5 protein-coding genes are annotated in these 6,331 nt (G+C 51.7%); 1 reads left to right on the forward strand and 4 read right to left on the reverse strand.

Annotation, left to right across the window (positions count from 1 at the left end):
• Nucleotides 1-160: 160 nt before the first annotated feature.
• Nucleotides 161-1,339, reverse strand: coding sequence for a YjgN family protein (locus tag KAJ71_RS23020; RefSeq protein ID WP_248947772.1), 1,179 nt, complete (start codon nt 1,337-1,339; stop codon nt 161-163).
• Nucleotides 1,340-1,705: 366 nt separating this feature from the next.
• The gene (gene aroG / locus KAJ71_RS23025; protein WP_248947773.1) at nt 1,706-2,761 is read right to left on the reverse strand and encodes a 3-deoxy-7-phosphoheptulonate synthase AroG; all 1,056 of its coding nucleotides are present in this window, start codon (nt 2,759-2,761) and stop codon (nt 1,706-1,708) included.
• Between the two features lie 208 nt (nt 2,762-2,969).
• Between aroG and zitB the strand changes: the two genes are divergently transcribed.
• Complete coding sequence (gene zitB / locus KAJ71_RS23030; RefSeq protein WP_248947774.1) at nt 2,970-3,908, forward strand: CDF family zinc transporter ZitB; 939 nt, start codon at nt 2,970-2,972, stop codon at nt 3,906-3,908.
• A gap of 32 nt (nt 3,909-3,940) precedes the next feature.
• On the opposite strand, the gene pnuC is transcribed toward zitB, so the two are convergent.
• Together pnuC and nadA are read right to left on the reverse strand one after the other, a co-directional pair.
• Nucleotides 3,941-4,666, reverse strand: coding sequence for a nicotinamide riboside transporter PnuC (pnuC, locus tag KAJ71_RS23035; RefSeq protein WP_248947775.1), 726 nt, complete (start codon nt 4,664-4,666; stop codon nt 3,941-3,943).
• A 31-nt stretch (nt 4,667-4,697) separates the two neighbouring features.
• Entirely contained in the window at nt 4,698-5,759 is a 1,062-nt protein-coding gene (nadA, locus tag KAJ71_RS23040; protein WP_248947776.1) for a quinolinate synthase NadA, read from the reverse strand.
• Nucleotides 5,760-6,331: the final 572 nt, after the last annotated feature.

Below are 6,331 nucleotides of genomic sequence, written 5' to 3' on the forward strand. Positions count from 1 at the left end.
CCCCCCCCCACTTTTTCTCCCACAAAACAAAAATCCCGTTGCCCCCAAATTAATCCCCCGCCACCCCCCCCCCCCACCTTTTAACCCCCCCCGCGGCGCGGGGGGGGGGCCCCCCCGGCCAGGGCACTGATAGTGTCCTTCAAGGATCATCAGTCTTTACTCAAAAACCGGTGCCCAGATCGAGCGCCTGTACGGCTTCTTCAGCGATAGCGGTATTGGCCGTATCGTGATGAGCCTGCACAGACAACAGCGACAGATCGCCTTCAACCTGAGTTGATTCAGCCAAATAGCGAGCATGGCGTACATGCGCCACTGGAGCTGCAAGGCCCAGCGAGAAGACGGTGATCAAACTGTTGGTAATCAAGAGCCCCATATACGGCAGAGTCTGCATGGAAGAACGCAGTTTAACCTCACCTTGCAAGGTGGTTTGGTTAAACACGTAGTTACGCTGCTTCACCACCATATAGCTGCTGGAAACCATCACGCCAATTAGCAGCACTAGCATCATCAAGAACAGGCTGCCGATATTGCTAACCATCATGCTCTGCAACATAGCGTCAGACATGCCACCAAAAATCGCCATCTGGATTAATGTGACAAAGAACGAACCAACCAATACCAAGGCGATGATGAAGAACGGCAAGAAGATCAACAGGCTGAATAGTGCAATCTTGATGAACTCCGCTTTCTTGAATTCGGCCACAAATGGCGAATTACCGAAGCGCAGGTTGTTCACGTAAAGATCGTATTGCAGGGTAGCCAGAATGCCATTGATCGCAGCCAACATCGGCACAAACAGGACAACCGTAATAGCGGCCAGCACAATCATCGCAGTCGGGCTGCCCAGATTACTGCCAATCAGACCCAATACAATCATAACCGCATACAGACCAATCACTAACAGGATTGGGCAGAATAGTAATACCCAGTAGGCACGCCCGGTTTGACATAGGTAATTGAAGCGAACGCCACGATAGCTAGACATAATAGCGTTATAACGCCAGCTACGGATAATAATCCAAGGGATCAACGCAAAAAACGCCAGCATGGCAACCATGCCAAGCAATGGGTTGATAAACAAAAGAACATAGAACAGGATCACTCCACCAATCACCAGCAGACGTCCCTTGAGGATTTGCATTGGCTGCGCGTGGTAATCGAAGCGATCGCCATTCAATTCGGTATTGCCATAAAAATAACGACGACGACGTACCGTTGCCCACGCCGAGTATATTCCCAATGTAATGGCCGTCAGTAATATGTTAACCAGCCAGATCGAGAAATACTCCCCGCCCTTACCGCGAAAATACATTTGATGCCGAGTACTATTTTTTTCCATCAGCTATTCACCCAGAAATTAAAGTCATCCACCATAATACCCTTATTTTTAGATTGGGAATTTTGGCTGCAAAAAACGCATCATCATAATCATACCGCGCGGCAAGAGCAAATTGTGTTTGACTTGTAACAGTTGCGCGAGATAAAAACAGCGGCGGGCCAAATAAGATGTTTCCTGGAAATAAAAATATGATCGGTAGCACCAACTTATTATCATCAATAAAGGTCAAGCGGAAAGAGGAAAGCTCTAAGAAATTATTATAATATTATATTTTATTCTAGTGTCATTATGTGAAAACAGTAAATTCTTAAAATCACGATAGGCTTGGCCCCACAACAACGTTGCAGGGCCATAAACGTAGATAGCTTATCGGCTACGGCGCACCTTTACTGCTGCAGCCAGATCGCGCAGTACAGTTTCGGTATCTTCCCAACCAATACAGGCATCGGTCACGCTTTTGCCGTAAACCAGCGGCTCGCCGCTTTCCAGATTCTGATTTCCTTCCACCAAGTGGCTTTCGATCATCACCCCAATAATGGCTTTTTCACCACCACGCAGTTGCTGGCAAACATCCGCATTCACCTCTAGCTGTTTTTTAAACTGTTTGCTGCTGTTGGCGTGGCTGAAGTCGATCATCACCTGAGCAGGCAAACCTGCTTTGGCCAGCCCTTCTTTCACTTCTTTCACATGGGCCGAGCTGTAGTTTGGCTCTTTACCGCCACGCAGAATAATGTGGCAGTCGCCATTGCCGCTGGTGTTAACAATCGCGGAATGACCCCATTTGGTGACGGACAGGAAACAGTGCGGTGCGCCAGCGGCATTGATAGCATCGATCGCCACTTTGATGGTGCCGTCGGTGCCATTTTTGAAGCCCACCGGGCAAGACAGGCCAGAAGCCAGTTCACGGTGCACCTGGGATTCCGTGGTGCGTGCGCCGATCGCTCCCCAGCTCATCAAATCAGCCAGGTATTGCGGGGTAATCATATCCAGGAACTCGCCCGCAGCAGGCAAGCCGCTGTCATTGATATCCAACAGCAGTTTACGCGCCAGGCGCAGCCCTTCGTTAATCTGGAAGCTGTTATCCATCTGCGGATCGTTGATCAGCCCTTTCCAGCCAACGGTGGTACGTGGTTTTTCGAAATAGACACGCATCACTACTTCCAGCTCACCGTTGAGCTCTTGGCGCAGAGTCATCAGGCGCGCAGCATACTCTTTCGCCGCTTTGGTATCGTGAATGGAACAAGGCCCAATCACCACCAACAGGCGATCGTCATTGCCACGCAGGATGTTGTGGATCGATTGGCGAGCCTGTGACACCGTCTCTGCTGCCTGAGCCGAAGCCGGAAACTTTTCCAACAGGGCCACCGGCGGCAGGAGTTCCTTGATTTCTTTAATACGTAAGTCGTCGTTTTGGTAATTCATCACTTTTCCATTCGGTATCGGGTGTATCGCACAGCGCGTAGAGTAGATTTTACCAATCTAGCCTGTGAGGCTGACGCTGTAAATCACCTTTAGATCCCATAATCGCCACCGGCAAATATTCAGCTCTCTACCAAGGCCGCCTATAATGAGCTAAGTAACGGCCAAACTTAAACTTTGGTACCCGACAAATTTTGCAAAAGGATAAGTAATGTCTGGAGCTTCCCATGTCCATCAGCCTAAAGACGGCAACAGTAAGCGCCTACTAGCCGCATTTTTAGTCACCACCCTCTTCATGGTTGTCGAGGCCGTGGGCGGATTACTTTCTGGCTCACTGGCGCTGCTGGCAGACGCCGGGCATATGCTGACGGATTCCGCAGCCCTGCTCGTCGCGCTGATGGCTGTGCACTTCTCACAGCGAAAACCCAACGCCCGCCATACTTTTGGCTATCTGCGCCTGACCACGTTGGCCGCCTTTATCAATGCTGCCGCATTACTGCTGATCGTCGTATTCATCCTGTGGGAGGCCGTACAGCGTTTCTTCGAACCGCAGCCAGTGATGGGTACCCCAATGCTGGTGATCGCCGTAGCGGGTCTGCTGGCTAACCTGTTCGCCTTCTGGCTGCTGCACCGCGGCAATGAAGAGAAAAATATCAACGTGCGTGCCGCCGCCTTACATGTTCTTGGCGACCTGCTCGGCTCAGTCGGGGCGATTGCAGCAGCCATCATCATTCTCACCACCGGCTGGACCCCCATCGATCCGATACTCTCGGTCCTGGTTTCCTGCCTGGTATTGCGCAGCGCCTGGCGCCTGCTGAAAGAGAGTTTCCATGAACTGCTGGAGGGAACACCGCAGGAGGTAGATATCAATAAGCTGCAAAAGGATCTGTGCCTGAATATTCCGGAAGTGCGTAACATCCATCACGTGCATGTCTGGCAGATTGGCGAAAAAAAGCTGATGACGCTCCACGCCCAGGTGATCCCACCCCACGATCATGACGGACTGTTACGCCGCATCCAGGCCTATTTGCTGGAGCATTACCAGATTGGCCATGCGACGATCCAGATGGAGTACCAGCATTGTGATACCCATGACTGCGGCATTGCGAGTGACCACTCACACTCCAGCCATCTGGGGCATCATCATTAACATCCAAGGGCGCTTGTTGCGCCCCTGGAGTACTAAGACGCTGAAGAGAACGGCTTGGAGTGATTCTTCGCTGCACTGCGTATCCATAGCCAAGAGCCATTGAGCGCAATCAGCGTCAAAATGACGTATTCCAGCGCCATGGCGTACACGCCCTGGTAAGCAAAGATCGCCACGCTGATCACATCAATCACTACCCACAACAGCCAGTTTTCGACGTATTTTCGCGTCATCAGGATCATGGCAACGATAGACAGCACCATCATGGCCGAATCCCAGAACGGGAAAGCGTCCGGTTGCAGTTCTGGCATCTGTACGTTAAGACCCAGCCCCTGCATGACCGCCACCGCAATTTGTGTCAGGTAGGCAAATACCCGGTCGATATTAAACGTCATCAACGCGATACCCACCACGCACACCGCCCCCCATACCAATGCTTTAGGCAGCGGCAACCAACGGATCTGCAATTCGGCCTGATTATCCTGCGTCTGGCGGCTCCAGGCGTACCAGCCGTAAATATTGGCCACGAAGAAAAACAGTTGCAGCAACAGGCTGGCGTATAGCTGGATCTGAAAGAAGATCACCGCAAACAGCGTGACGTTGATCAGGCCAAACAGATAGTTGATGATTTTCTCTTTGCTGGCATACCAGATACACAGTAAACCAAACAGCGTACCAATGGCCTCAATCCACGACAGGTCATAACCCCCTGCACCAATCGGAATATGGACCAGAATGTTGCCGGTGCTGAAAAAGCTCATATGTCTTCCTTATAAAAACGTCAACCTGGATTTAGGCGTTGCCTTTAACCTGCATTTTCAACTGCGCTGCAAAGTCCAGCATGCGGTTGAGCGGAATAAGCGCCTGGTCACGCAGTGCACCATCAACAAAGATCTCATGCTGTGCCCCCCCTTGCTCTAGCCCTTCGGCAATAGCCTTCAGACCGTTCATCGCCATCCACGGGCAGTGGGCACAGCTGCGACAGGTTGCCCCCTCACCGGCAGTAGGGGCTTCAAACAGTTCTTTATCCGGGCAAGCTTGCTGCATCTTGTAGAAGATACCGCGATCGGTGGCCACGATCAGTTTCCGGTTTGGCAAGGTTACCGCTGCCTGGATCAGTTGGCTGGTCGAACCGACAGCATCAGCCAGATCGACAATCGCCTGCGGCGACTCTGGATGCACCAGTATCGCGGCCTCCGGGTATAGGGCTTTCATACGTATCAGCGCCTGGGTTTTAAACTCGTCATGGACGATACAGGCCCCCTGCCAGCACAGCACGTCTGCGCCGGTCTGCTTCTGCACATAGTTGCCCAGATGGCGATCCGGCGCCCAGATGATTTTCTCCCCCAGGCTATCGAGATGTTCAATCAGCTCAACGGCAATGCTGGAAGTGACCACCCAATCGGCACGCGCTTTAACGGCGGCGGAAGTATTGGCGTAAACCACTACAGTGCGATCTGGATGGTTATCGCAGAACGCAGCAAACTCCGCCTCGGGACAACCGAGGTCCAGAGAGCACTCGGCATGCAGGGTTGGCATCAGCACCTGTTTTTCCGGGCTGAGGATTTTGGCCGTCTCCCCCATAAAACGCACGCCAGCAACCAGCAATGTAGACGCAGGATGTTGGCTACCAAAACGCGCCATCTCAAGTGAATCGGCGACGCAGCCGCCGGTCTCTTCGGCCAGCGCCTGGATCTCCGGGTCAGTGTAGTAATGGGCCACCAGAACCGCATCACGCTGCTTGAGCAAGGTTTTGATCTTCTGCCGATAAAAAGCCTTCTCTGTGACGTCTAACGACACCGGTTTCGGCGGGAAGGGGTATATCGCCGCATTGACATCAAACATTTCACTCATCGCTGTTATCTCTATGCTAGGCTGTGGGTCTGCTTTTTAGGCTGTATCCTGCCGCTTGCCCAACCATATCGTTTCATATACTAAACAAAATACCTAATCTCTGGCTGAAAGTCGCTGAACATTTCTTGATTCTGGGTATATTTGTTTATTACGCTGAAATTTTGGTTGGAATGGGAGACTAAGGACTTAAAAGATAACGGCTAGGAGCAGTGATTTGTGGGAGAGTGGGTCTGGCAGGATGACCGGCTGTCGCCGTTGTCGCGCAAGCGAGACTCGAACCTGAACGCAGGTTCCCACCCGCACGACTGGTGCGATATGCGATTTTATTGCTGAGGTTTTATTACTGAGAATTCTTTGAGATGGTGGGTCTGGCAGGATGACCGGCTGTCGCCGTTGCCTCGCAAGCGAGACTCGAACCTGAACGCAGGATCTCACCCGCACGACTGGTGCGATATGCAATTTCATTACTGGGATTTTATTACTGAGAATTCTTTGAGATGGTGGGTCGTGCAGGATTCGAACCTGCGACCAATTGATTAAAAGTCAACTGCTCTACCAACTGAGCTAACGAC

The sequence above is a fragment of the Serratia silvae genome (assembly GCF_023282985.1).
Taxonomy (GTDB): domain Bacteria; phylum Pseudomonadota; class Gammaproteobacteria; order Enterobacterales; family Enterobacteriaceae; genus Chania; species Chania silvae.